The sequence below is a fragment of the Alkalibacterium psychrotolerans genome (assembly GCF_054784355.1).
Genome location: NZ_BAAGPH010000023.1, coordinates 1 through 22582 on the forward strand (window position 1 = coordinate 1; position 22582 = coordinate 22582).

20 protein-coding genes are annotated in these 22582 nt (G+C 42.5%); 8 read left to right on the plus strand and 12 right to left on the minus strand.

Translation table 11 applies throughout. The features are described from left to right. A partial coding sequence (locus tag ACYVLS_RS03330; protein ID WP_460321209.1) for a helix-turn-helix domain-containing protein occupies positions 1 to 199 on the minus strand: 199 nt, incomplete at its 3' end. Between the two features lie 101 nt (positions 200 to 300). On the opposite strand from ACYVLS_RS03330, the gene tnpA reads away from it, so the two are divergent. Then, positions 301 to 519: an IS200/IS605 family transposase gene (tnpA, locus tag ACYVLS_RS03335; protein WP_460321212.1), complete on the plus strand. Its 219-nt coding sequence runs from the start codon at positions 301 to 303 to the stop codon at positions 517 to 519. A 434-nt stretch (positions 520 to 953) separates the two neighbouring features. On the opposite strand, the gene ACYVLS_RS03340 is transcribed toward tnpA, so the two are convergent. After that, entirely contained in the window at positions 954 to 1079 is a 126-nt protein-coding gene (locus ACYVLS_RS03340; protein WP_460321214.1) for a hypothetical protein, read from the minus strand. On the opposite strand from ACYVLS_RS03340, the gene ACYVLS_RS03345 reads away from it, so the two are divergent. Beyond that, a complete protein-coding gene (locus ACYVLS_RS03345) occupies positions 1070 to 3706 on the plus strand; it encodes a cation-translocating P-type ATPase (RefSeq protein ID WP_460321216.1) in 2637 nt (878 codons plus the stop codon). The two genes, ACYVLS_RS03340 and ACYVLS_RS03345, sit on opposite strands and share 10 nt — an antisense overlap. A gap of 92 nt (positions 3707 to 3798) precedes the next feature. Here ACYVLS_RS03345 and ACYVLS_RS03350 read toward each other — a convergent pair whose 3' ends face one another. Beyond that, the gene (locus ACYVLS_RS03350; RefSeq protein WP_460321218.1) at positions 3799 to 5196 is read right to left on the minus strand and encodes a 6-phospho-beta-glucosidase; all 1398 of its coding nucleotides are present in this window, start codon (positions 5194 to 5196) and stop codon (positions 3799 to 3801) included. Positions 5197 to 5440: 244 nt separating this feature from the next. Between ACYVLS_RS03350 and ACYVLS_RS03355 the strand changes: the two genes are divergently transcribed. Continuing rightward, a complete protein-coding gene (locus ACYVLS_RS03355; protein WP_460321220.1) occupies positions 5441 to 5965 on the plus strand; it encodes a 3'-5' exonuclease in 525 nt (174 codons plus the stop codon). A 51-nt stretch (positions 5966 to 6016) separates the two neighbouring features. Here ACYVLS_RS03355 and ACYVLS_RS03360 read toward each other — a convergent pair whose 3' ends face one another. From ACYVLS_RS03360 to ACYVLS_RS03375, 4 genes are all read right to left on the minus strand, one after another. Further along, positions 6017 to 6550, minus strand: coding sequence for a GNAT family N-acetyltransferase (locus ACYVLS_RS03360; RefSeq protein ID WP_460321222.1), 534 nt, complete (start codon positions 6548 to 6550; stop codon positions 6017 to 6019). Further along, positions 6537 to 7001 carry a tRNA (adenosine(37)-N6)-threonylcarbamoyltransferase complex ATPase subunit type 1 TsaE gene (tsaE, locus tag ACYVLS_RS03365; protein ID WP_460321225.1) on the minus strand — a complete coding sequence of 155 codons (465 nt, stop codon included), beginning with the start codon at positions 6999 to 7001 and terminating at the stop codon, positions 6537 to 6539. The genes ACYVLS_RS03360 and tsaE overlap by 14 nt, the downstream gene beginning before the upstream one ends. Positions 7002 to 7155: 154 nt before the next feature. Next, positions 7156 to 7620 (minus strand): Dps family protein, encoded by a 465-nt coding sequence (locus ACYVLS_RS03370; protein ID WP_460321227.1) that lies wholly within the window; start codon positions 7618 to 7620, stop codon positions 7156 to 7158. Between the two features lie 569 nt (positions 7621 to 8189). Further along, positions 8190 to 10580: a S8 family serine peptidase gene (locus ACYVLS_RS03375; RefSeq protein WP_460321230.1), complete on the minus strand. Its 2391-nt coding sequence runs from the start codon at positions 10578 to 10580 to the stop codon at positions 8190 to 8192. Between the two features lie 312 nt (positions 10581 to 10892). Here ACYVLS_RS03375 and ACYVLS_RS03380 point away from each other — a divergent pair, with 312 nt between their 5' ends. Next, complete coding sequence (locus ACYVLS_RS03380; RefSeq protein WP_460321233.1) at positions 10893 to 11537, plus strand: MBL fold metallo-hydrolase; 645 nt, start codon at positions 10893 to 10895, stop codon at positions 11535 to 11537. Between the two features lie 17 nt (positions 11538 to 11554). Next, entirely contained in the window at positions 11555 to 12526 is a 972-nt protein-coding gene (locus ACYVLS_RS03385; protein ID WP_460321235.1) for an asparaginase, read from the plus strand. Positions 12527 to 12793: 267 nt separating this feature from the next. Here the strand turns inward: ACYVLS_RS03385 and ACYVLS_RS03390 are convergent, their stop codons facing one another. The 4 genes from ACYVLS_RS03390 to ACYVLS_RS03405 all read right to left on the minus strand — a co-directional run bounded on the left by ACYVLS_RS03390 (position 12794) and on the right by ACYVLS_RS03405 (position 17506). Next, positions 12794 to 14248, minus strand: a complete 1455-nt coding sequence (locus ACYVLS_RS03390; RefSeq protein WP_460321238.1) for a glycoside hydrolase family 32 protein — start codon at positions 14246 to 14248, stop codon at positions 12794 to 12796. 11 nt (positions 14249 to 14259) lie between these two features. Further along, positions 14260 to 15633: a PTS transporter subunit EIIC gene (locus tag ACYVLS_RS03395; RefSeq protein WP_460321241.1), complete on the minus strand. Its 1374-nt coding sequence runs from the start codon at positions 15631 to 15633 to the stop codon at positions 14260 to 14262. Positions 15634 to 15766: 133 nt separating this feature from the next. Next, a complete protein-coding gene (locus ACYVLS_RS03400; protein WP_460321243.1) occupies positions 15767 to 16747 on the minus strand; it encodes a LacI family DNA-binding transcriptional regulator in 981 nt (326 codons plus the stop codon). Between the two features lie 15 nt (positions 16748 to 16762). Continuing rightward, on the minus strand, positions 16763 to 17506 hold the full coding sequence (locus tag ACYVLS_RS03405; protein WP_460321246.1) for an acyl-[acyl-carrier-protein] thioesterase: 744 nt from the start codon (positions 17504 to 17506) through the stop codon (positions 16763 to 16765). A gap of 341 nt (positions 17507 to 17847) precedes the next feature. Between ACYVLS_RS03405 and ACYVLS_RS03410 the strand changes: the two genes are divergently transcribed. Next, positions 17848 to 19383, plus strand: coding sequence for an AbgT family transporter (locus ACYVLS_RS03410; RefSeq protein WP_460321249.1), 1536 nt, complete (start codon positions 17848 to 17850; stop codon positions 19381 to 19383). Between the two features lie 77 nt (positions 19384 to 19460). Then, positions 19461 to 19724 carry a hypothetical protein gene (locus ACYVLS_RS03415; protein ID WP_460321251.1) on the plus strand — a complete coding sequence of 88 codons (264 nt, stop codon included), beginning with the start codon at positions 19461 to 19463 and terminating at the stop codon, positions 19722 to 19724. A gap of 66 nt (positions 19725 to 19790) precedes the next feature. Here the strand turns inward: ACYVLS_RS03415 and ACYVLS_RS03420 are convergent, their stop codons facing one another. Next, the gene (locus ACYVLS_RS03420; RefSeq protein WP_460321253.1) at positions 19791 to 21128 is read right to left on the minus strand and encodes a C1 family peptidase; all 1338 of its coding nucleotides are present in this window, start codon (positions 21126 to 21128) and stop codon (positions 19791 to 19793) included. A gap of 152 nt (positions 21129 to 21280) precedes the next feature. On the opposite strand from ACYVLS_RS03420, the gene alr reads away from it, so the two are divergent. After that, complete coding sequence (gene alr / locus ACYVLS_RS03425) at positions 21281 to 22450, plus strand: alanine racemase (RefSeq protein WP_460321256.1); 1170 nt, start codon at positions 21281 to 21283, stop codon at positions 22448 to 22450. Positions 22451 to 22582 lie beyond the last annotated feature (132 nt).

Below are 22582 nucleotides of genomic sequence, written 5' to 3' on the forward strand. Positions count from 1 at the left end.
GATACTGTTGTTTCAACGTTGGAAGCAGGAGGTTTAGGTCGTACTCACTTAATGTTGGCATAGCGGGATTGTTTGCGTAACGCTCATTCCACATGCCTAAGAATTGATTCCACACAAAACGGGCATTACCGATGTTCTGCAATACCTTAGCCTGTTGGTCTGGTTTAAGGGTTAATTGACCTTTTATGCCGACTAACATCGTGTGCATCCTCCTTGTGATGTGGTATACTTATTATATCACATATGATAAGTATATAACACTATTATAGCGCTTGACTAAAGTTAATGGAGGACATACACATGTATACAAAAACACGGACAAATGTTTACCGCACCGCTTACCACTTGGTCTGGGTGACCAAGTACCGTAAAGCGGTATTCACCACACCCGAACGCCGGCAGGCGATGAAAGACTTCCTGCAGGTGACGGCTCAAAACAACGCCATCACCATACTGGAGAGTGAGGTCGTGGATGATCACATTCATATGGTGGTATCCTTTCCACCGAACNTACTGTAGGCGACATCTCCAAAGAAGTTGTGCTGCAATACGTTCAAGACCAGCTAAAAGAATACAATAGCGGGCGTTCGAGACGTGATTCATCCCCTGGTTGAAACCAGGGGTTTTCTCACTAACGCCCCGTATAAAATAGTCAGAAGTGCTGCTAGAATAATCTTCAGACTATTAGGCCAATTTTTTATTTTAATCAATAGTTTGGTCATTGCAGTAGCTCCCTCTGTTTTCGTTTACTTAATTTTATCAAAATTCTTAGAAAATGTGGACAAATACAAATGTAAGATTATAATATTTTTCTGTTGACCCAATTTATATTTAATACATTAAATTGGGGGTTATCAAACAATTCTCTTGCCTTTTTATTGAGGTAGGACTATACTAATCCTGACAAAAGAATATTGTACGGGAGTAACAGGCAGATTAATTCTGTTGCAGTGTCACCAACCGTAGATGAAAATCTGCTGGTACTGCATTAAATTGTGAGACGTATACGGGTATTTTCCGTATGCGTCTTTTTTTACCTGCAGCTTCTCATAAGAAAGGACATCGACTAATGACAGCATACAAAAAGGCACCAGAAGAACTATATGAAGAATTTCAGTCAGATTCTTCCGGCTTAACCTCAGAGGAGGCTAAGCGGCGGCTCGAAGAAAACGGTTATAATGAAATAGCTGAAAAAGACCGCCGATCTCTATTTTCACTTTTTTTAGAAAGCTTCAAGGACCCTATGGTTATTGTTTTGCTCATTGTAGCCATTATTCAAATACTGATTGGCGAACAGCTGGAATCGCTGATTATATTTACCGTACTTGTTTTAAATTCAGTTCTCAGTGTGGTTCAGACTAGAAAAGCGGAAGATTCTTTAGACTCTTTGCGCAAAATGGCCTCCCCAGATGCAACTGTCCTTCGTGACGGAAGGACCACAATTGTGGAGTCCCGAGACATTTCCGTCGGAGATGTTGTGATTCTGGAAGCGGGTAATAATATACCAGCGGACGGTCGTTTAATAGAGTCTGAATCACTTCAGGTTCAGGAAGGTGCACTCACAGGAGAATCTATTGCTTCTGAAAAAAACAGTGCTGCTCTAAAAGAAGACACGCCTTTGGCTGATCGAGTGAACATGGTATACAGTGGTACCCTCGTGACTTATGGACGCGGAAAATTCCTGACAACTGCTATTGGTGAAAATACAGAGATGGGGAAGGTAGCCCGTCTCATTCAAAATGCATCGGCTAAGCAGACCCCTCTCCAGAAAAAACTGGAAGTGTTCAGTAAAAAACTGGGGTGGGCTATTCTTCTGCTATCGATTATCATTTTCGGTATTCAGGCTGCGCGTATATTTATAGGCGACCCGGATGATATGACTGTCCCATTAATTAATGCCTTTATGTTTGCGGTAGCCGTAGCAGTAGCCGCTATTCCTGAAGCGCTCCAGTCTATTGTCACTATTGTTCTTTCTGTAGGTACTAATAAAATGGCCAAGCAGCATGCCATTATCAGACAGTTGCCGGCAGTTGAAACTTTAGGCTCTACTAGTGTTATCTGCACAGATAAGACGGGTACATTAACTCAAAACAAAATGACAGTCGTAGATTCTTATATTCCACATGGGGAGTCCAATCTCTTTTCTGATGACCCATCCAAATGGTCTGAATCTGAAACCATTCTTATGCAGATTGCCACACTGACAAATGACTCATCCTTAACGGATAACGGCAGCGCCAGTGGCGACCCAACAGAAGTCGCGCTAATCAATTACAGTAATAAGCAGAACCTCCCTTATGATTCTGTGCGCAACAACTACCCTAGGCTAGCTGAACTGCCCTTTGATTCAAGCAGAAAGCGCATGTCAACTGTTCATGAGATCGATGATGAACAAAGACTGCTTGTGAAAGGCGGACCGGATGTCATCTTGTCTCTCTGTAGCAAGGTGAAAATGAATGGTGAAACGGTTGAGTTAACCCCTGATATAAAAGACGAGATTATCAATCAAAATGAGACCTTTTCAGACCAGGCCATGCGCGTACTGGCATTTGCCTATAAACCAGTCAACTCTATAGAGGTCTCCATTGAAGATGAGCAGGATTTGATTTTTATTGGCTTGCTGGCCATGATCGACCCACCTAGACAGGAAGTGTATCATGCTGTGAAAGACGCTACCCGGGCAGGTATAAAAACGGTGATGATTACCGGAGACCACAAAACGACGGCACGGGCTATTGCCAGAGACCTGAACATCTGCGGACCAGGAGATCTGGCTTTCACAGGACAGGAACTTGACGAATTGAGCGATCATGAACTGATGGATAAACTGGAAAAGATAACCGTTTACGCTCGTGTTACACCTGAAAACAAAATTCGAATTGTCGATGCCTGGCAGAAAAAAAACCAAGTCACAGCCATGACAGGAGACGGTGTGAACGATGCCCCTGCTTTAAAACAGGCGGATATAGGAATAGCGATGGGAAGTGGGACAGATGTGGCTAAAGACGCTTCTGCAATGATTTTGACTGATGACAATTTTGTCTCAATCGTTAGAGCTGTATCGGTCGGCAGAACGGTTTACAGTAATATAAAAAAAGCCATTGCTTACTTGTTCTCCGGCAATTTAGGAGCCGTAATTGCCATACTGTTTGCTTTGATTATGGACTGGGTAAGTCCTTTCACTACGCTTCAGCTGTTATTTATCAACTTAGCGAATGACTCTATTCCTGCCATTGCACTGGGGCTTGAACCGGAAGAACCCGATGTGATGAGTAAAGCTCCACGTGACTCAGGAGAATCCATTTTTTCTGGACGCACCCTGCAGACTGTCCTCTTCCGTGGAAGCCTGATTGGTGTAGCAGTGATTCTATCCCAATTTATCGGTCTGTTGAATTACACGCCTGAAATCAGTGTCGCTATGGCCTTTACAACCTTGATTCTATCTAGAACGCTGCAGGTCTTTCCTGCCCGTTCACTCACGCAAACAAGCCTGGGGGCAGGGTTTTTAAAGAATAAATTTGTTATCCTGGCCTTTGTCATCTGTTCCGTCCTCTACGGCCTCACTCTACTGCCGGGCGTACGCGGTGTCTTTTCAATTCCGGAAACATTCGGTCTGGTTCACTGGGGCATTGCAGCAGCTCTTGCGTTAGCGACGACTATAATTATGGAACTCAGAAAAAAATTATTCCCCCTCCCGACGAATTAACACTTGTTTTTAATGAATAGTCAAATAAAGGCCGTCTTCAGCATCTGGAGACGGCCTTTTGGTATTCATCGCGTTTCTTATACTTTTTCTGTTTAATTGCTTTCCATTAATTCATCAACGTACTTGACGGTAGCTGGCTGATTTTTTTCTATCTCTTTAATTTTTTCAGCAAATTGAGGCAGATGGGCTTTATGTGCATACAGCAGTTCATCCAAAATGTCTTTGGCTTTCTTTCCACCTGGAATAAGCGGATTGACAATAAAGGCGCTGAGAGCACGGTTATAGTCCCCTTCTATCGCTGCTTTAATCACCGTTTCTTCCATGCCTTTCATCCCCTGCAGAAGACCTCTTGCTTCTGGGATAAATGAGCCCCAGTTGTAGGCTTCAAAGCCGTGTGAGGTCACGACGCCGGATACTTCTACTACACAATCATAAGGCAAATCACTAATTGTTCCCTTATTCTCAGTGGACACGACCATCTCTTTCCGCAAATCATTCTGAATAGAGGCGATTATCTCACAGGCTGCATCACTGTAGTGCGTTCCTCCACGCTGTGACAGTTCTTCTGGCTTGTAATCCAGCTTCGGATCTTTATAGAGCTCGAATAGCCTAGCTTCTGTTTTCTTGACCACTTGAGCACGGGTTTCACCTTTCTCAAACTCCTCTATGGAATGCTTGAGCATCTCATCTTCCGCGTAATAATATCTGTGGTACCCACACGGTAGCATTTCCAGCGCTTTTATCTGTTCGTAATGGAAACTGGCATTATGAATGTTTTGCAGATGACTTTCCTGCTCATCATCTGTTGGCTTATAAATTGCATCAATGACTTCATCTGTCCGCTCTGTTCCCTCTTTATCCCATACACGGTGCCAGTGGAAATGGTTAATACCGGCAAATTTAAAGAACAGGTCTTCTTCAGGTATATTCAGTTTTTCAGCGGCCATTTTACGGTGTCCAATCGGGACATTGCATAAGCCAACTGTTTTCTTCCAGCCGCCATGCCTGATTGCCGCTTCAGTTACCATTCCCGCAGGATTAGTAAAATTCACCAGCCAGGCATCAGGACAGACCGTTTTCATATCTGCAATAATGTCCAGAATAACCGGAATGGTTCGAAAAGTTTTCAGTATGCCCCCCGCTCCATTTGTTTCCTGTCCCAGGACACCATGCGACAGTGGAATACGTTCATCTTTTATACGCGCATCCAGCAGGCCGACTCTAAATTGCGTGGTCACAAAATCAGCATCTTTCAGAGCACTTTTTCTATCCAAAGTGAGTGTAACCGTCCAGTCCAGTCCCGCTGCTTTAATCATTCGCTTAGCCATTGCACCGACTGTCTCCAATTTTTCCTTACCCGCTTCAATGTCAACAAGCACAATTTCCTTGATGGGCAACAGTTCTTTCCTTTTGATATAGCCTTCAATCAGTTCCGGCGTGTAACTGGACCCGCCGCCAATTGTCACTATTTTCAGTCCATCTTTTGCCATCTTTGTATCCTCCTGCTTTCTTTTTGATTTTTGCCTACAAATCAAGCTTAGAGTATGTAATTGATTACAGACAAGCGCTTTCTTTTTTATGTTTTATTAGAAAGATTGAGCGATGTCATTAATCATTCACTTTCCATAACCGCTACAGTATCAGATTCCAATCTTTTCTTGAAAGTTTTACGGGACATGCTATACTTTGTAGACAATGAATGACACTTTAGACTAAAGATAAAGAGGGACTTAGATGAATTTTACTGCTATTGATTTTGAAACTGCCAACCGTCAGACGCATAGTGCCTGCTCAGTCGCACTGACTATCGTGAAAGACAGCAAAATTGTCGATGAATACTATACCCTTATTCAGCCGGAAACATGGTTTGACCGCATCAATACACAAATTCATGGAATTAAAGAAGATGACGTTTACGATGCACCAAAATTTCCTGATGTGTGGGCTGAGATGAACCAGTTCTTTACCCGAGACCAGCTTGTAATTGCACATAATATGCCTTTCGATAAACGTATCCTTTCAGGTACTTTATCCTACTACGGCCTGCAGGTTCCTCAGTATCAGACCCTGTGTACCGTTCGTTCATCTCGAGCGCTGCTTAAAACACTGCCCAATCACAAACTCAATACGGTAGCCGCTTATTACGGTATCGACTTAAATCATCACCATGCTTTAGACGATGCAAGAGCCTGTGCCACGATTCTGCTGAACCAGGAAAAAGAGTTTGGGCCCGATACAGTTAAACGGTTCATTAAATAACGAGCATAGAAAAACAGCTGAGTATGACCATCAAGGTCCTCAGCTGTTTTTTTAGTGCAAGTTAATCAGTTTACTCATCTGGCAGACATCCAAGTATTCCCCATTGTCTTTTACACCATATTTGATGACCGTTTCCAGTTCAAAGCCCAGGGACTCATAGAGTGCACGGGCGCGTTTGTTTCTAAACTGAACCTGAAGCTGCAATCGTTTCAATACGTCAGCCTCGTTTGCCCAGTCCAGAAGTTCTTCCATCATTAGGCGTCCGAGGCCCATTCCCCAGTAGTCCTTATCAATGACAATACCTATTTCTCCTATATGCCTTATCTTCGGTTTGGAAGTTCCATGAATGGACGCTATCCCAATAACCTGCTCGTCAACTACCGCCAGCAGAACACAGTTATTGTCTGAAGAATAGAGTTTATCCAGTTCTTTTGCTTCTTCTTCCACCGATATGCCCAGGCCTTCTTCTCCCTGCGTCATAAATCCAGTTTGAGTCGCTGTCTCATTCAGCAAATGAATGACCGCTTCAGCATCTGCCGGTACTGCTTCTCTAATAATGCAATCGATTGGCTCAGTCTTTGTCATGGTCTAATCGCTCCAGTAATTTTTCGTATGGTCTACCAACTGCTTCTAATACAATTTCTCTTTCATTTAAATCATCCAGGGCCTTCATTTTGATTAGGAGGTAGGTGTCTGGCAAATCATCTTTCATAAATGATCCCCACTCAACAATTGTGATACCTTCCCCGTAAAAGTATTCATCGAGCCCCAAATCTTCATCTTCGGCTTCTTCCATTCTGTACAAATCCATATGGTACAGGGGAAGCTTCCCATCTGAATATTCTTTAATCAAAGTATAGGTCGGACTTTTAATGGCACGTTCGATTCCCAGTTCTTCTGCAATTCCTTTAGTAAAGGTCGTTTTTCCAGCCCCCAGCTGCCCTTCCAGCAGAATGGTCATTCCCGGCTCAAGCAGTGCTGCTATTTCACTTGCCAGTAGTTTTGTTTCTTCTTCGCTAGATGTGAGTCGCTTCATTTTTATTCCCTCTTTATTAAAAATATACTTTATAGTACCATATTCAATTGCATTTGGCACACATACAAGAAGATGCTAAAAGACGACTAACATTTTCAAGCGCGTTAGTCGTCTTTTGTAAGTTGTCAGTTGTTTAAAAGGTTTGAGCACACTGTTACACTTTTGGAGGGTTCGTTCCAAGAAATGCCCACAGCATCCAAATGACCTGATCGACATGAGCCTTCTGTGCAATCAGCATATCATTCGTGACATCATCATTTTGTTCATCAGACAAGTCAATGCCTCGTGCCAAATGGTCTCTCAATGTTTCGTAGTCAGTAACGACTAATTTCAGCATCTCTTCCTGAGACAAATTCTTGTTATCTGGAGATTCCTCAATAGCCGAATGATCAATGTACTCTTTCAGTGTAGAGTAAGGCTTTCCGCCAATCTGAAGCAGACGCTCAGCCGATTCATCAAAGTGTTCAGTCAGCTCATCGTAATATTCTTCCATCTTCTCATGTAATTCGAAAAAGCTGTGTCCTTTAATGTACCAATGCACCTGGTGAAGTTTAATATAGAAGAGTCCTTGTGTTGCCACCAGATTGTTCAAGTAATCTTTCACTGATTCTGTTGCCATAAATTAAAACGCCTCCTATTAATATTTTCTTCTACTATAAGTCTATGCTATGTTTCTCACAAACTCAAGCGAATTGCTTAAAAGATAACCCACATCGCTTAACTAAGCCAACAAAACTAGACTGAGTTAACATTATCCTAAAGGATTGATATAACTGAGCCAACCTTACCTTCTTCAGTTCGCAGTATCTCCGGAGAAACGCTGAACTGGCGGCGACAACAGACACTGAGTTCGCAGTATATCCGGAGAAACGCTGAACTGGTGACGGCAACAGCCTCTGAGTTCGCAGTATCCCTGGAGAAACGCTGAACTGGTGACGGCAACAGACACTGAGTTCGCAGTATATCCGGAGAAACGCTGAACTGGTGACGGCAACAGCCACTGTGTAGAGTGGGACTGAAAGTTTGAACAAAACTAACTGAGAGAATACTTGACTCACATGCAATAATTAGAAGCATTTTGGGAAAATCCTCTTAAGAATCCACGTTAAAAACACCGCCAGTCCAAGGGGATAATTCTTGAACTGCCGGTGTTTAAATAGTTAACTAATTAGTACAAATATCTTTTTTCTATTCTCCGACTGTCAGTACGCCACCTTCAAGCTCGGTTACACGATCACCCAAGCGGGCGGTCGGGTTCAGAGCGTAACGTCCCGGCGTCAATGGCTGTCCATCTATTAGCATATCCCAGACGAAGAAATGCTCGCCTCTTCCGACATTCTGTTCATTTGCTGCCACTGTCAGCAGTTCGCCAGTATCCGCGTTTCTGACGCGAAGAGCAAACTCATCAACATCAGTCGTTACACTTGCCAGTCCTACCAGTAGACCATCCATCAATCCAAACTGAACGTTGTTAAGAAGTGGGAAGTCCGGTTCCTGAATAAACAGAATAGCCGGCATTTCGTAGGTGCTGCTGCCGTTATTTAATGCAAATGTCCCTTCATTATAACCGGCATCCAGATTAGAAGCGTCCACTTGAACATTAAAGTTAAAGGATTGGGTTTTTCCAGAAGGAATAGTCAGATTATTGCTGGTTGAAATATTGACTCCCTGATTACCGGAGAAATCAACGGTGTGTCTCTGTCTGCTGTTCGTCAAGTTATGCACTTCAAAACTTTGTCGTCTCGTCTCTCTTCCTCTTTTCTTATCAAAAATACCAAAGGAATGACTGCCCGGCAGGATTAGCGTTTCTGCTTCAATCGCCTGCAGAACACGAATGCTTCCGGCTCCTTGAGCATTGTGAGGATAAATAGCGCCGTCTCTGTCAGTCAAGCGTTCTGCCGTGTTCATCAGAGCAGCCTTGACATAATCAACGGACCAGTCTGGATGAGCTTCAAGAACAAGCGCAGCTGCACCGGCTACATGGGGAGCCGCCATACTCGTTCCCTGCATGCTGGCGTATGCTTCACCTGGAACTGTACTGACAATATTCACACCAGGAGCTACGACGTCCGGTTTAATCATCCAATTGTTCATTACCGGTCCTCTTGATGAGAAATCAGCAACAGTTTCGTCTACAACATGGCTGAATTCGATTGAGAAAGTGACGTCGTTATTGCCATTTTCTAGATTCTCATACAATTTAATACCATCTTCTAAAGATACCATTAAAGTCGGAACGGCCATGCCTGGTATTTCCGGCTGTCTACCTTCCACATTATTGAATAAGATGACCCCTTCAGCACCAGCATCCAAAGCATTCTGCGCTTTTTCTACAAAAGGATAAGCACCTCGTTGGACCAAAGCAATTTTGCCTTCTACATCGACTTGAGCGAATTCGCCTGCACTTCCTAAGCCGGCATAAACGTATTCGAACGTTTCACCATTCAAACCTAATAAGGCATCTTCGGTAGGGAAACCCATGACTTCTGTAGAAGGGTAAGTGTCTGCTGACGCAGTTTCAATAGAAGAAGTGAAGACATTAAACGGCAACTGTGAAGCACCTACTGAAATGGCTTCACTTGACGTTCCTGGTGAGCCGACAGTCCAGTTATCCGGTCCGGAATTCCCATTGGAGGTAACCGCTACGACACCTTCTCCCATCGCTGTGTTCAGTGCAATTGACGTCGGGTAGTCCGGTGCATTCAAGGAAGCACCAAGAGACAAGTTCATGACATCTGCTCCATCTTCAACAGCACGTTCGATAGCTGCCAGTACGTTCTCGGTTGATCCGCTGCCTCCTGGCCCCAGTACGCGGTAAGCCAGCAGCTGAGCATCAGGAGCTACACCTTTCAGTTTTCCATTTGCCGCAATGGTACCGGCAACGTGTGTTCCGTGGTTTGTTGCATCAGCCGGGTTCTCTACGTCTCCTATTAATGTTTCCTGTGGATCATCGTCATTGTCCACGAAGTCCCAACCTTTATAATCACCGAAAGCGTGCTCCAAATCTGGATGAGTATAATCGACACCTGTATCGATGACAGCGACGGTAACTCCTTTTCCGGTAAAACCAGCGTCCCAGGCTGCCTGTGATTCTATGTAAGGAGCGCTGTCGTCCATTTCTGCTGTAACATCGGGAACATAAACCAGTTCAGATTCGTTTACTTCATATTGCTGGTTGGGATAAACCGATTTGACCCCTTCAATAGACAACAACTTGCCTAAATCATTTTCAGCCAAATCAACGGAGAAACCAGAAAACAGCTGATCATACTCGTGATTGACTGTAATTTCCGTTCCCAGTGAATTGAGTTCGTTGACTATACGCTCTCTTTCCTGAGCCAAGGCTCGCTCTGATTGAGGACGGCCTTTTTGTCTGGCTTGTTTAACTGCCTCTTCCTGCAGTTCAACAATCACTGTGATACTTTCTTCCGAGAGCAAATCGGCTTCAAGATGAAGAGTCGGTTCTGACGGTTCGCTTTGCGCACCTTCTGCACGGATAAACGACGCAGGACTGACTGCGGATAACCCCATCAAAGCAGAAAGGCTTGCGGTTACTAATTTTTTAAATTTACTATTCATTTGTCCATCTCCTTAAGTATCTTTTTATTGGCAAAATCTCATTTAAACCTCATTTTTTTAATCTAAAATTAATAATTAAAGATTAGCACACCTCTTGTTGGATAGCAATCTTTTTGACAGAATTAAACAATTTTACTGATAAACGTTTCACATACTACCATTTTATAATTGGTTATTTTTAGTTTCTTCTATATTAACGGTTTATTGTCAGTTTCTTTTCAATATTAATGCCTCGGCATTCAATTCAAAGCATTTCGACAGCAACAGCTTATTCGGTTATACTAAAAGAGGAATTATTAAGGAGGGACTATCATGGTACAAGTAAAGAAAATCGTAACAGGAATGATTGAAGAAAACTGCTACATTATACACGAAGGACAGGACGCACTGATTGTCGATCCTGGAGACGAAACGAGTAAAATTAAAAATGAACTCGAAGAATTAAAGGTTAGACCTTTGGCGGTCATTCTCACACACGCACACTACGATCACATTGGTTCACTTGAGGACATTCGCGTTGACTATTCTATTCCTGTCTATATCAGTGAAAAAGAGCAGGACTGGCTAGGCGATCCTCAAAAAAATCTCTCCGTCTTTTCGACTCATGAAATAACAGCACGACCAGCTGAATTCTTGTTCAAACCTGAAGAAAAGGTAACCATCGGTCCTTTTGCATTCACCGTACGAGCCACACCTGGTCATTCACCCGGCGGCGTCAGCTTCTTGTTTAGAGAAGATGAACTAGCTATTGTGGGTGATGCGTTATTTAAAGGCAGTGTCGGACGAACAGACTTGCCGGGGAGCCAGCCTGAAAAGTTGATTTCTTCGATTGAAAAAGAGCTGTTAAGCCTACCTGAGGATACGGTGGTCTATCCTGGTCACGGTCCAGAAACCAGCATTGGGCATGAGAAAGCTACAAATCCTTATTTCAATACAGATTCCTATTTCAATTATTAAAAGAGAGGCGAGATAGAGTGAAACGTATTTTACTGCTCCACACCGGTGGAACGATTTCAATGAGTACCGATCAGCGTACTGGCGCTGTTAAGCCAAGCGGTGAGCACCCCCTGCACAAATACAGCCATCTGTTTGAGGAGAATCTTCAAATCGTTGAAGAAGATATTTTACAGCTCCCTTCTCCACATGTCACACCTGAGGATATGCTGTTCATTCAAAAGAGGCTTCAAAAGGCAGAAGAGGAGGGCATGATCGATGGTGCTGTCATTACTCATGGAACAGACACCTTGGAAGAAACAGCATTTTTTCTGGATTTAACAGCCAACACGAGCTTTCCTATCGTATTAACAGGAGCCATGCGCCCTGTAGATGAACTGGGATCGGACGGTATCAGCAATCTGCAAAATGCCATCTGGACAGCCTTATCCAGCGAAGCAAATGACAAGGGTGTGCTGGTCGTCATGAATGAAGAAATTCATTCTGCGAGGTATGTAACGAAAACCCATACGACTAATGTGGCTACTTTTAGAACACCCACCTTTGGCCCAATCGGAATCGTCTCCAAGCATGAAGTCCGTTTTTTCCAGAAGCTGGTATTCAATGAACACTATCCTGTCGAAAAAATTAGCGGAAATGTCTGCCTGCTGAAGAGTTACGCTGGAATGGACAGCCTGTTATTCGACGCCTTGCTGGACAAAGGTATTGACGGAGTAGTTATTGAAGCACTGGGAGCCGGCAACCTCCCTCCCGCAACTTTACCGGGACTGAAAAAACTGATTGAAAACAATATTCCTGTCGTTATCACCTCACGTGCCTTTAACGGCATCGCTCAAGATATTTATGCTTATACCGGCGGCGGCAAGCACTTGAAAGAACTGGGCGTCATATTCGCACCTGGCTTGTCCGGTGTTAAGGCACGCATTAAACTGCTGGTGCTTTTGGAACAGAATTTAAGCACTGATGAGCTCATTTCAATCTTCAAAAAGTGAAAAATGGTACACAGCAGCTGCCTGATGCTTCAACTTTTCAATCATATTCAGCAATAGACGAAGACAGCCTCAAATTAAGGTGTAAACTCCTTGGTTTGAGGCTGTCTTTCCTTTTTATTCTGTGTACTCTAGTCAGCATTCTTCCTGACTCCAGAAAGTAGTGCGGCTATCATCAGCACTCCAGCTCAATTCGCATTCGAGTAAATAAAAAAGCAATAGACAACCATCAGTCATCGACAGTTATCTATTGCTTTTATTTATTTCTAATTAAACAGATGGATTCAAGTCCCATTTTTCAACAGACAACTCTGCTGAGCCAATGAAATGAATTCTATCTTTTTCTTTTTTAGGATACACACGAGAACTTAAAACCTGTTCGCCGTCATTCAAAAAGATTTCCAGTGAAGAGGTATCCGCCAGCACATGAATCGAATGCAGGTCACTGATTTCAACCGTTCGCTCCGAACGTCCATAACCGGAAGGTCCATGAGCTAGAGTAAAGACATTATTGTCATAAGACAAAACGGTGTCTTCCTTCAAGCTGATGGACAGGTCACTATCTACAGAATCAATGCTTACTTTCAGCTCAAATGCTTTCTGATTGAGGGCTTCCATAGCAGATGATTCATTGTTGATAGAAATATGTGTAGCTGAGTGATTCGTTCGTAATACTTCATACTCTTTCAAAGGACGCTGCATCAGTTTGCCGTTTTCAACAGTCAGCTCTCGTGGCAATGTCATCGCATGCTGCCATCCTCTTGAAACTGTCGGATTGCTGTACTCAGGTTTGGTATCTCCGAGTCCCATCCATCCCCACAAAATACGTCTGCCTGACTCGTCTTCAAAAGTCTGAGGTGCATAGAAGTCAAAGCCGCTGTCCAGTTCTTTAAAAGCTGATTCTGGGTTAAACTTAAGCGTCTGCCAGTCAGCTTTTCCTAAATAATAACCGGCATTATGGGTGTTCTCAAATTGATGAGCCGTCGCTTTCAGCCCTTGTGGTGAAAATATCAGAACATCGGCTTCCTTCGCTTCAAAGAAATCAGGGCATTCCCACATGTAGCCCATTTCTTTTTCACCTTCAGCAAATACACCGGTATAATCCCACTTATATAAATCTTTAGAGGAATACAGTAGTATCTTACCGCGGTGATTTAAAGCTCTGGCACCTAAAACCATATAATACATCCCGTCTTTTTCAAAGACTTTAGGGTCTCTTATATGGTCAGTGAAGCCTTCAGGGTACGCTTCATGAGGAATAATTACCTCTTCCGACTCCACTGTAAATCCATCCTTGCTTACGACATGAACAGTATTCTGTTCACGCCCACTGAACGTGTAGTCATGGTCACCAGGATTTTTTACATTACCTGTATAGAAGAAATGAAGCTCGCCATCCTTTACAAAAGCACTGCCTGAGTAGACACCGTCTTTGTTGTACGCTTTATCCGGAGATAGAAACAGTTCCTCTTCCTTGAAGTGAACCATATCTGTTGATGTTTTATGTCCCCAGTGCACCAGTCCGCCATCCGGGTTGTCCGGCACATACTGGTGATAAAGGTGGTAGGTGCCCTCAAACTGAACAGCACCGTTCGGATCATTCATCCACCCTGTGACGGGCATCTGATGGTAAGTCAGACGCCACGGGTCGTTATTAATTTTCTCAGACAACTCTGACTGAACTTCAGCCAGCTTGTCCCAGTAAGACTGATCTAATTCGCTCATTCTTTTCACTCCTATTTGAAACTTTCACGGATAGCACTGCCTTGAATTCTAACAAGAGAGAATCCGATTACGAATGCTACTATAATAACTCCGATGTACTGCAACATAGCAGTGAAATCTCCAGTATAAAGTAACAAACCAGGAATAAAGGTGATACCCATACCTGTTGATGTTAAGTTTAATAGATAGACGATAAAGCCACTGATAGCACCTGCAGCCATACCAGAACCAAATACACGCATAGCACGCAAGTTCACTCCGAATAGCAGAGGCTCAGTAATACCAAATAAAGTAGGTACTGCTGAACTGATAGCATTAGATTTTTTGACTTTATCTTTAAATAATAATGCTGCACCAATTGCTGCACCAAATTGACCTGCCATACTTACAGTAGTCAGTGTCTGAATAACGTTTTCGCCTGTTGCGTTTAACAGACCAATTTCAACAATTCCGATAGAGTGGTGAAGCCCCGTTATAACAATAACTTGCTGAACAGCACCGAACACGATATAACCGATTCCTAAAGGTGCTTCTAATAGATAAACTAAACTATTGATAACAGTTGATTCAGTTACTTGAAGGATTGGCCCTAAAGCAAACAGCATCACTGCTAGAGTAATTGTAATAGTTAAAAATGGTGTAACTATCAGGTCCATAATTTGAGGGACAAATTTTCTGAACCATTTTTCAAGATTTGATACCATCCACCCGACAATGATTGCTGGGAAAATAGATCCCTGATAACCAACAATATCAAGGCCGAATATAACGAGCGGCTCAGCGTCTCCTCCTGCAACTGCCCATGCATTAGGCAACTGCGGTGCTACCATCATCAATCCAACAACAATACCTAATATTGGATTACCGCCAAATTTTCTCGTCGCACTAAAAGCAATTAATACTGGAAGGAATGCAAAAGCAGTATCCGTCAGCATTTCAAAAAGTGTCAGCCAATTCTCATCCATATTCATTCCAAGTTCAATGAGCAAGCCGCGAATTCCCATTAAGAGACCTGTCGTAACCAGAGCGGGAATAAGCGGTACAAGAATATCCGCAAGCACACGAACGACTCTTTGAGCCGGATTCAAGTTTTTATATACATCATCTTTAAATCCTTTAGAGTCACTACTCTCTGTTTCACCCATTACTTCCTGCATCTCAGCATACACAGCATTAACTTTACCTGTCCCGAATATAAACTGATGCTGACCAGTGTTGAAGAAATAACCACGCGATTCTGGAATAGCTTCTGCTTTTTCTTTATCAAGTTTGCTGTCATCTTTTAAAATGACACGTAGTCGTGTTGCACAATGTTCGAAGTTTTTAATATTGTCCTGACCGCCTACTGCATCGAATAAGGCATCTATAGATTTCTGATACTTCATTTTTGTCATCCTTTCATTTAACCGTTTTCATATTTGTCCTGTTCTGCAATTAGAACCGGTTCCCCTAAAGAATAACAGGAACCGGTTCTAATTGCAAGACAAAAGAAAGCACTTTCTTGAACTTTCTTTTCTCCTATGCTGGTGCAGTTGATTCGTTCACAATTAGTTCGTTTGAGAGATCCGAGACTAGGGGGACATCTTCCTTCTCAATCAGTAAGCGCAGCTTGTTTACCGCTTCAATTCCCATTTGTCGGTACGGGTAACTGACAGTCGTTATCGTCGGAGAAACATAGGCGGTCGCTTCATACCCGCCGAAACCGGATAATGAAAAATCTCCTGGAATCGCATAGTTCAGCTCATGTGCTGCCTTGAGAACGGCAACTGCAATATTATCGGTTGCACAGGCGATGTAAGTCGCCTCTGTTTCTTTAAGGAAAGTCAGCGCTTTGGTATAGGCTGCCGTACGTGAAAAATCGGTCTCGATTCTATCCACTCGTGTACCTTTCATAGCCTGAACACTATCCATAAAGCCTTTCCTGCGTTCAATGCCTACTGCAATATCTGATTCAGGTACACCGACATAGAGAAAATGTCTGTGCCCCAATTCGAGCGCAAACTTTCCAATTTTACAGCCTGCTTCGTAGTCCTGATGAATCATACTGTGAATACCATTTGCTTTTTGACCGATAAACAGTACAGGAGTGTCAATCGCCTTAACGGTATTAATGTGTTCTTCAGTCATTTCCCGCGCAAACATGATGATGCCTTCCACTTTCTGCTTAGCCAGAGTCTGAAGGTTTTCAAATTCGCGCTCATTATCCTGATCGGAATTAGTAATAATCAGCTGATAGCCTAATTTCCGTGCGGTTTCATCAATTCCTTGAAGAACTTCATTGGTAGAAGCTGAGTTTAATCGAGGGATAATAACTCCCAGCATATTTGTTTTTTGTGCCTTCAAACTTCGCGCGAAGGCATTGGGCATGTATCCAGTTTCTTCAATAATCTTTTCGATTTTTTTACGCGTGTCGTCACTCACTGAGCCGTTGTTTAAATAACGTGAAACGGTGCTCTTGGCTACACCGGCCTGCTTGGCAATATCATTGATGTTTACCACTGTTTATCCACCCTCCTAATCTAGTTTTTTCCATTTAAAGCTTGCCTGACAGTGTTTTACTGAATCGTTTGCAATAACGTGATCAGTCCATAATTCATCTGTATTTCTTATACTCGACAAGCTGCTGATTACCTGATGCTCATTAATTTCCTTATCAAAAGTAATAATGCCCGCCATAATTTCATGATCAGCAAGGTATCTGCTTCCTAAACTGTCCAAAAGCCAGGTAATGTAATGCGAGTTATTGACATGCTGGTTGCTGTCTATATCAAAGTAACGCACTTCGAATTGCTTCTTGTTACACTCCTCTGCGTTGACTTCAACGGGTTTCTCCAGCCGCCTGATTCGTTTTGAGAAACTAGCCTGATAAGGTTCAACAAGCTCTTCTGAAATACGTGCCATTTTGCGGGTAGCGTGATTCATTAAGGCAAATGTTGTCGTTACCTTAATTAGTTCATTCCCGTCTGAATCTTTCACATAAAAATCACGGTATGTGAACAGTTTGTTGTATTCCGTAGCCACCGTCTCGATTTGGACTGTTTCATTTACTCTTGGCAGCCCTTTGATGTCAAAGTCATACCGCAATATAATCCAGCTTAATCCTTTTTCTTTAACATAGGCTTCCCCGCGCCCCAATTCTTCTGAATGCTTTTCTGAAACATCTAACAGAAGGTTCACCAGCATCGATAGTGTTACTCGCTGATGGCGGTCACACATATAATAACTTATTTCTTTTTGTTGACTAAATAATTTCTTCACTACACTCTGCTCCTTTACACCTGTCACTTAAATTATAAAAGACCCATTCATTAATTACAATTTTATTCATTCCATTCTTTTTTAATCGTTTACTCATGTTAAGAAAATATAAGTAAAGCGCAAACAAGATTATTTTATAGGCATATAAATTTTTTGTATACTTTAAAAAATATTATTGATTATATTCTATTGAAATTGTGATGGTAATTGTATTAAAATAGAATTCGTAGTACAATAGAAAATGGAGTCAAATTTTAATCTTACTAATGATTATCTGTAAATGCTGATTATTAGTAAGGTTATCTTTGTCCATTATATTATTTTAGGAGGAAAGAAAAATTATGAGTGATTCTCAAAAGAACACAAATAAAGGATTTCTCGGTTTTATCGAGCGTGTAGGTAATGCTTTACCTCATCCAGTTATTATTTTCATAATATTAGCGCTTGCTATTATCGTAATTTCCGAACTTGCTGCCCGATTTGGCGCGCCAGTAGAGTACTTCAACGCAAGTGAAGGTGAAATGGTCAGTGTTGAAGCTGTTTCACTTATGACTCGTGACGGTATAGCTCACATCTTTAATAGTGCCGTTGGTAACTTTACAGGATTCGCACCTTTAGGTACAGTTCTTGTAGCGATGCTAGGTGTCGGAATTGCAGAATGGAGTGGACTGATTTCCAGTACACTTAAAAAATTACTAGGAAATGTGCCAACTGGCTTGCTGACTGCAACAGTGGTGTTCGCCGGTATTATTTCCAACATTGCATCTGATGCAGGGTATGTTGTGGTTATTCCATTAGGAGCCATCATATTTGCTGGTGCAGGCCGTCACCCGATTGCCGGTTTGGCTGCAGCCTTTGCTGGGGTATCTGCCGGATTCTCAGCTAACTTGATCTTCGGCCCTACCGATGCGCTATTAGTTGGTATTACTAACGAAGCGTTGCTTTCTGGTGGGATTGAATACGAAGTAGCTGTAACTGCCAACTGGTACTTCATGATTGCTTCTACCTTTTTACTAACTGTTGTGGGCGCAATTGTCACGGAAAAGATTGTCGAACCCCGGCTCGGTGAATACACAGGAAGCTACAAGCCAAACGATGAGCCAATTACTGAAAAAGAAAACAAAGGTATGCGCAACGCGTTAATTGCACTTCTTGTATTCTTAGGAATTATGGCTGTACTCATGGTTCCCGAGAATGGTGCTTTGAGATCAGTTAATGAAGCTACTGGAGAAATGACTCTTGATAACTTCTTGAGTAACGGTCTTCTGTTTATGATATTACTACTGTTTGCTGTACCTGGTTATTTCTATGGTAAAACAACAGGAAAAATTGAAACATCTCACGACTTAGTTCAAGGTATGTCTGAATCAATGGCATCAATGGGTGGATACTTAGTTCTTGCCTTCTTTGCTGCTCAATTCATCAACTACTTCTCATTTACAAACTTAGGTTTAATCCTTGCTGTAAACGGAGCCGAATTCCTTGAAGCTATTGGATTTGTTGGTTTACCACTTATCCTCGCATTCATTTTAGTGACTGCCTTCCTTAACCTGTTTATCGGTTCAGCTTCAGCAAAATGGGCTATCATGGCTCCAGTTTTTGCACCAATGCTGTTCGAGGTTAACGTTGCACCTGAAATGACACTGATGGCTTACCGTATTGCGGACTCATCAACAAACATCATTTCACCATTAATGAGTTATTTCGCAATGATTCTTGTCTTTGCAAAACGTTATGATGAAAAGAGTGGATTAGGAACAATTATTTCAACAATGCTGTCATACAGTATTGCCTTCCTGATTTCTTGGTCACTGCTATTGGTTATCTGGTATGTCTTCGGCTTACCATTAGGACCTGGCGCAGACGTTCTATTATAATATTAAGAAAAAGCATGCTTCCGATGAGGAGGCATGCTTCTTTTTATTTTATAATAGAAACAGAGGAGGGCTTTTATATGTCCAAGAAATTGAAAAGGCGCTTACTGCAGCTGTTTGGGTTCATTATCGGTCTGATATTCGGCTATTTCAACCCGATGCAAATTCAGCAAATGTTTCCAGCTCTTGGAATTACTGTTGGTATCGGCTATTTCATTACTTCCCATGTTGCTGATGATAAAGACAAAAGTCTGGATGATTTAGCCTGGTTCCCTCTCCTTCAGATGATTATGTACTTCATCATAGGTGGGGCTGTCAGTTCATCTCTTCTTTTAGCTATGTAAATTTACTCAAATTAAAGCCCTGAACACTTCCGACTCTTAGCCGGTGTGTCCAGGGTTTTTCTGCTGTTACCTTACTCGAGCCAGTGAGCCCATCGGATCCCACGGTTCCAGTTCAACTACAGGCTTACTTAAAGCCTCCAGCCATTGTTCATCAATATATTTTTTCTTGACAGCAACCTGATAATTATACTCATCAAACCAGCTGTTACTCATCGAATAAATACCCTTATCGCCGCTCTTGTCTCCCCAGCTGTTTTCCACTTTCCATTTAATGGGGTGGCCGTCATTATCCAAGTCCACACCTACGAACACCATGGCATGCGTCAAGAGACTTTCCCCATAATCCAGACGTTGCGCTTTCGTCAATTTTAGACCTTCTCCTAATGTCGCTTCATAATCATAGGCCGACTCATCCATTATACCAGCTTCACGGTCGAGCATTTTGCCTACATCGCAGCCAAACCATACGGGCTCGCTGTCTTTTATAGAAGCAATAGCTGCCTCTTTCAATGCCTCTATCGGTGCATTAACGTAAGTAATCGGCTTTCCTTCTTTAACTGTACCCAGATATTTGACTGTATAGGCCTTTCCATACGGCTTGTCTTCTGTTGGTGCATTAATCAGAGAGACTCTTTCATCCAAGTCCCATTCGACGTATTCATTAAAAAAGTCGACAGGCGTGATGTCTTCTATACGATGAAAGGCCTTGTCTTCGTCACGGTATTCGAAAGAGAAGGTATTGGGTACCTCTCCCAGAGTTTTCGTCAGCAGATTATACACAAAAGAAAGCGACCGTTCTTTGATTTCTTCCAACTCTTCCTGTGACTGGCCTGCTTTATGGGCATCACGCAAATCTGCCGCAAATTCCCTTAATTTAGCTGTCAGCACCTGGTTCAATTCTCTCGTATTAGACGAGTGATAGGTTTCAGGCATGACTGCTTTTGGCACAGCTCCATATTTTTCAAGTAGGCCGGAAAACATATCCCACTGTCCGCCATCTTCGACCGGATCACTCAATAAATGCTGAACCAGCCTGGAATTTAATGGTTCCTCAGTAGTTTCCAGGATACTTTCCAGAAAATAATTGGACTTCTCCAGCTTATCCCAAAACAAGGTATAATTTTGCGAAAATTCAAATGTCTTCATATTCAATTTCTTCATTGTATCCACGCGTGCAGTATTCAGTGCAGCAAACATCCAGCAGCGGCCACTTGATTTCTGATTCGTAATGTCGCCTTTTTTCGTTTCATCTGAAAAGACGAAAGAGTGCCGTCTCTTTAAATTATTATCGATGGACGATTTATTAATACCTACTTTAGCAACGGCATGCTTCGCCGCATGATTTGCCTTATCTGCTTCAAATGCCTCTCTGAACTGGTTCAGCTGGTCATGTGTAATAGTCAATTTGCTCTCATCCTTTTCTCATTAATATCTGTATCATACCGAAAAAGCTAACGAATGACAAGGTGTCATATAGATTCAACTATTTAATTAATTCCATTTCATGACCCTGTTGTTTTCATGGTAAAATATGGATTACAAAGGAGTTGTATAAGATGGATTACGGAAGTTACCGCTATACTAAAGCAGAAATTGACTTGGATAAAGTTTCTTTTAACTATAAACAAATGAAACAACACATTACTGAAGGCACCAAAATAATGAGTGTCATCAAAGCTGATGCATACGGACATGGTGCTGTTGAAATCGGCCGACACTTGGAAACACTCGATACGGATTACCTTGCTGTAGCCGTACTGGATGAGGCCATGGAATTAAGAGAAGCCGGCATCCGCCTGCCGATACTGCTGCTCAGCCCTATTGAACCGGATACTATCCCTACAGCTATTGAAAATGACATAGCTATAACCGTCTACTCACTGGATAGTGCTCGCGCAGTAAACCATTACGCAAAGCAGACAGAAAAAACGGTTAAGGTACATGTGAAAATCGATTCAGGTATGGGGAGAATTGGGGTTCGTTCAAAAGAAGAGGCCCTCGAATTATGCAGCCTATTGACTGCCCCTTCGATATTATTTGAAGGCATTTTCACCCACTTTGCAGAAGCCGAAAATGTTGACGACCCAGCATACACTAAGAGCCAATTTACATTCTTCATGGATATAGTGACTTACCTAGAAGAAAAAGATGTGACGTTTGTCTTGCGTCATTGCAGTAATACCGCTGCTTCTCTTCTTTATCCTGAATTTGATCTGGATATGATTCGAACAGGCATATCCATTTTCGGTTACCATCCTGACAAATCGCTTGAACATTTAATTGACCTGAAGCCCGTCATGACTCTCTCTACTCATGCAGCTTTGGTTAAACAGGTCCCTGAAGGAGCAAGCATCGGCTACGGCAGAACTTATCAGACAGATAAAGAAGAAATGATTGCAACCATTCTCCTGGGATACGCAGACGGAATCCCTCGAGAATTATCAAACAGGTGGCATCTGACTCATGGGGATGTCAAAGCACCCATTGTCGGCCGTATCTGCATGGATCAGTTGATGGTGAATGTAACTGATATAAACGGTTTTTCCAGTACAGACGAGCTTGTATTTATAGGCGATCCACAAGAAGGCCACCCCTCTATTTACAGGATGGCTGAGCTGACAGACAGCTTTCATTATGAACTGTTATGCGGCATCGGTAAGCGGGTTCCTAGAATCTATTTAAAAGACAATGAAGTTGAGGCGAGCCAGAATGTCTTGTTAGACTAATAAAACTGTTTGCTGGCAGCACTGCATTATTATAAAGCTTGGTAGACAAAAAGCACGGAGACTCGATTAAGAATTTCCGTGCTTTTAATTGATCCTTTAATTTTTTTAGAGTTTAAGGATTTAATGGATTTT

Coding starts and splice junctions, on each gene's coding strand:
- ACYVLS_RS03390 (WP_460321238.1), bottom strand. CDS start 14,248: ATGAGCGAATTAGATCAGTCTTACTGGGACAAGCTGGCTGAAGTTCAG.
- ACYVLS_RS03360 (WP_460321222.1), bottom strand. CDS start 6,550: ATGACAAAGACTGAGCCAATCGATTGCATTATTAGAGAAGCAGTACCG.
- ACYVLS_RS03395 (WP_460321241.1), bottom strand. CDS start 15,633: ATGAAGTATCAGAAATCTATAGATGCCTTATTCGATGCAGTAGGCGGT.
- ACYVLS_RS03345 (WP_460321216.1), top strand. CDS start 1,070: ATGACAGCATACAAAAAGGCACCAGAAGAACTATATGAAGAATTTCAG.
- ACYVLS_RS03375 (WP_460321230.1), bottom strand. CDS start 10,580: ATGAATAGTAAATTTAAAAAATTAGTAACCGCAAGCCTTTCTGCTTTG.
- tsaE (WP_460321225.1), bottom strand. CDS start 7,001: ATGAAGCGACTCACATCTAGCGAAGAAGAAACAAAACTACTGGCAAGT.
- ACYVLS_RS03410 (WP_460321249.1), top strand. CDS start 17,848: ATGAGTGATTCTCAAAAGAACACAAATAAAGGATTTCTCGGTTTTATC.
- ACYVLS_RS03340 (WP_460321214.1), bottom strand. CDS start 1,079: ATGCTGTCATTAGTCGATGTCCTTTCTTATGAGAAGCTGCAGGTAAAA.
- ACYVLS_RS03415 (WP_460321251.1), top strand. CDS start 19,461: ATGTCCAAGAAATTGAAAAGGCGCTTACTGCAGCTGTTTGGGTTCATT.
- ACYVLS_RS03350 (WP_460321218.1), bottom strand. CDS start 5,196: ATGGCAAAAGATGGACTGAAAATAGTGACAATTGGCGGCGGGTCCAGT.
- alr (WP_460321256.1), top strand. CDS start 21,281: ATGGATTACGGAAGTTACCGCTATACTAAAGCAGAAATTGACTTGGAT.
- ACYVLS_RS03355 (WP_460321220.1), top strand. CDS start 5,441: ATGAATTTTACTGCTATTGATTTTGAAACTGCCAACCGTCAGACGCAT.
- ACYVLS_RS03370 (WP_460321227.1), bottom strand. CDS start 7,620: ATGGCAACAGAATCAGTGAAAGATTACTTGAACAATCTGGTGGCAACA.
- ACYVLS_RS03380 (WP_460321233.1), top strand. CDS start 10,893: ATGGTACAAGTAAAGAAAATCGTAACAGGAATGATTGAAGAAAACTGC.